This window comes from Streptosporangium sp. NPDC049644, assembly GCF_040675205.1.
GTDB lineage: Bacteria > Actinomycetota > Actinomycetes > Streptosporangiales > Streptosporangiaceae > Streptosporangium > Streptosporangium fukuiense.
In genome coordinates this window covers 1-2,978 of the sequence record NZ_JBFAOJ010000222.1, presented here as the reverse complement: position 1 = coordinate 2,978, position 2,978 = coordinate 1, and the positions used below count along the sequence as shown (strand labels likewise).

Here is a 2,978-nt window from a genome sequence, read left to right as displayed (position 1 = left end):
TAAGCAACAGTTCTTGAGTTGAGGGCGCCGACTCCTCCTCGCTGTGCACGCTTGCTGCCTGCGAACTGCATCTTCTCCCGTTTGCCAGATCGATCAGCACGCCCTGAAGTAGCTTCACTCTCCGTGAAGCTTCTGTCACAAGAGTGATGAGATGGCGGCGCTGGTGAAGTCGGGAGGCGCGAGTTGGCGCTGGGAGTCGTACGAGATCTACGCGAGTATCGAGCCCCTGGCAGCGAAGAAGATCTTGCCGCTTTCGAGACCGACGTGCTGGCGGGGTTCGTGCTGGCTCGCGCGTCGGCAGGTCTGACCGACAGCACCATCCGCAACGACGCCAATCATCTGGAGCTGATCCGGGACTGGTTCGGCCGGCCGCTGTGGGAGATGCAACCCGAAGACGGCGACGTCTACTTCGGCAAGGTGTTGCGAGACGCCAAGCCCTCCACTCGCACCGGGCGAGCGGCTGCTCTGACGGTGTTCTTCCGGTTTCTGGAGCTTCGGCACAGGGTTGAGCTGCACAACCTCACCGGCCGCGTCGTCGAGTGCCCTCTCGATGAGGTCAACCGGCCGCGGTTGTCGGTGGATCCGCAGCTGCGGGTCCCACCGACCGCCGAGGAGATCGAGCAACTGTTCGCAGGGTGGCGCGAAGAGCTGCTGAGCTGCCGCAAGTTCGCCCCGGCGGCCCGCAACTACGCCATGGCCCGGCTGGTCGCCGACGTCGGGTTACGGATCAACGAGGCCCGGATGCTCGACCTGGATGACGTGCGCTGGGAGCTGGGCCGGTTCGGCAAGCTGAACGTCCGCCATGGGAAGGGGTCTCGCCGCAAAGGGCCCAAGCCACGGCTGGTGCCCCTGATCAACGGCGCCGACCGCAGCCTGCGCTGGTTCATCGAAGACGTCCTCGGGCTGTTCGAGCTCGACCTGTCCAGCCACCGCACCCCGCTGTTCCCCTCCGAGCGGAAGAACGCCGAGGGCACCTGCACCCGCGCCACGGCAGACGTGTTTCGCCGCGCCTTGATCGACGCCGTCGACCGGTATCTGCCGACCTGGTCGGGACGGCTGACGCCGCACGTGCTGCGGCACTTTTGCGCCTCCCAGCTCTACCTGGCCGGGATGAACCTGTTCGCGATCCAGGAGCTGCTCGGCCACGCCTGGACCGGCACCACGGCCAGATACATCCACGTCCATGCCACCCATGTCGAAGACGCCTGGGTCACCGGACAGCGCCGCGTCGCCGACCGATGGAAAGGACTCACCAAATGAAATGGAACCTGCGCCTTGCTGCCGCGAACCGCGGCATCTGGAAGGCCAGCGAGTTCCAGCGGATGCTCGCCGAACGTGGCCTGGTCATCAGTGCCGGCAAGATGTCGGGACTGTGGTCGGGAAGCCCTAACGTGGTCAAGCTCGACGAGCTCGACGTCATCTGCACCGTGCTGAGCTGCGGCGTCGACGAACTGCTGATCCCCGAACCTGAGGCTGTCGCCCAGCCGCGGCACCACGACGGCGACCAGAGCACGGCGGTCGGCCAAGATCGGCCGGTCGCCCCGCGCACCGGGGGCGGGCGGTCGCTACCGCCTCGATGAACTGCGCCCACTGCGGCACCCCGTTGCCCGAGAAGCGGCGCCGCGACCAGGTCTACTGCAGCAACGCGTGCTCGGCGCGAGCATCAGAGCGTCGGCGCAAGGACGGCCAGCCGGTCCCGCCTCGCTGGCGGCACCCGGCGCTGACAGCAGACGATCCGGTGCTGCGGGCAGCGGCACGTCACGCTCAGGAACTCGGCCAAGTCGGTGGCTGGAACCCCTCGACCACCAGATGCGTGCTGGATGGGCTCGTCACCGTGCTGACTAGCCTCCCGGCAGGTGAGCGCGTCCTGCTCAGCGAGGTCCGAGCCCGGCCGCAGCGCTGGGTGTCGCGGCCTCGCCTCATCGAAGTACTCACCGATCTGGACCTGCTCCACGACGACTCCGCTCCAGCGATCAGATCCTGGATCGACCGCGTCACAAGCCATCTCGCACCCGGCTTCATCAATCCCGTCCGGCAGTGGCTGCTGGTCCTCCTCAACGGCGACACCAGGTCACGGCCCCGGTCCGCATCCAGCATCTATGTCTACTTCGGATGCATCCGGCCATTCCTCGACGACTGGGCGGCGGGCTACGACCACTTGCGAGAGGTCACCCGCTCCGACATCAGAACAGCGCTGGGACCGCTCAGCGGTTCACGACGCGCCACCGCGACCAGCGCGATGCGATCGCTGTTCGGATTCGCCAAGAAGCGCGGCCTGATCTTCTCCAATCCGACGATCGGGTTGAAGGGCCGCCCGGCGGACTTCACTCTGCTCCCGATAGCCGATGAGGAGATTCGGGCCATCGAGCAACAGGCCGATGACCTCGCCGGACGAGTCATCATCGCACTGGCCGCCGAGAACGCGGCTCGCACCGGAGCCATCCGCCACCTGACACTCGACGACCTCGATCTGGCCAACCGGCGAATCACTCTCGCCGGCCGCCGCCAGCGACTCGGTGACCTCAGTCATCGAGTACTCCGCCGCTGGCTCCGCCACCGTCGCGCAACCTGGCCGCACACCACCAACCCCCACGTCCTCATCAGCGACAAGACCGCCCACGGCACCGGTCCGATCAGCCAAAAATTCGTGACGTCGCGGATGAAGCGCACCGGATGCAGTGTCGACCGGATACGCAAGGACCGCATCCTCCACGAAGCTCTCGCCGGAGGCGCGGATCCGCTTCACCTGTCGCTGGTCTTCGGGATCTCCCACAGCACCGCCGCCAGATACTCCGCCGTCGCCGAGCATCTACTCGCCGACGAGCTCGATCAGACACCCCAACCGTGATCCCTTGGGTCATGACGCCGGCGTCAACGACGAACTCCCCGCGTTTTCAGATCTCACCCAGCGAACTCGCGTGTGTTCCCGATGAATGTCCTTCAGTCTGGCTGAACTCACGGCGGACGTACCGGTAAGA

General features: G+C 66.1%; 3 protein-coding genes. All 3 read left to right on the top strand.

Translation table 11 applies throughout. From position 1 onward, the window contains the following. Window positions 1-183: 183 nt before the first annotated feature. The 3 genes from AB0J58_RS44545 to AB0J58_RS44535 are packed head-to-tail and all read left to right on the top strand — an operon-like array spanning window position 184 to window position 2,848. The gene (locus tag AB0J58_RS44545; RefSeq protein WP_364227814.1) at window positions 184-1,260 is read left to right on the top strand and encodes a site-specific integrase; all 1,077 of its coding nucleotides are present in this window, start codon (window positions 184-186) and stop codon (window positions 1,258-1,260) included. After that, the gene (locus tag AB0J58_RS44540) at window positions 1,257-1,580 is read left to right on the top strand and encodes a helix-turn-helix transcriptional regulator (RefSeq protein WP_364227811.1); all 324 of its coding nucleotides are present in this window, start codon (window positions 1,257-1,259) and stop codon (window positions 1,578-1,580) included. Before AB0J58_RS44545 ends, AB0J58_RS44540 begins: the two co-directional genes overlap by 4 nt. Beyond that, window positions 1,577-2,848, top strand: a complete 1,272-nt coding sequence (locus AB0J58_RS44535) for a hypothetical protein (RefSeq protein ID WP_364227808.1) — start codon at window positions 1,577-1,579, stop codon at window positions 2,846-2,848. Before AB0J58_RS44540 ends, AB0J58_RS44535 begins: the two co-directional genes overlap by 4 nt. Window positions 2,849-2,978 lie beyond the last annotated feature (130 nt).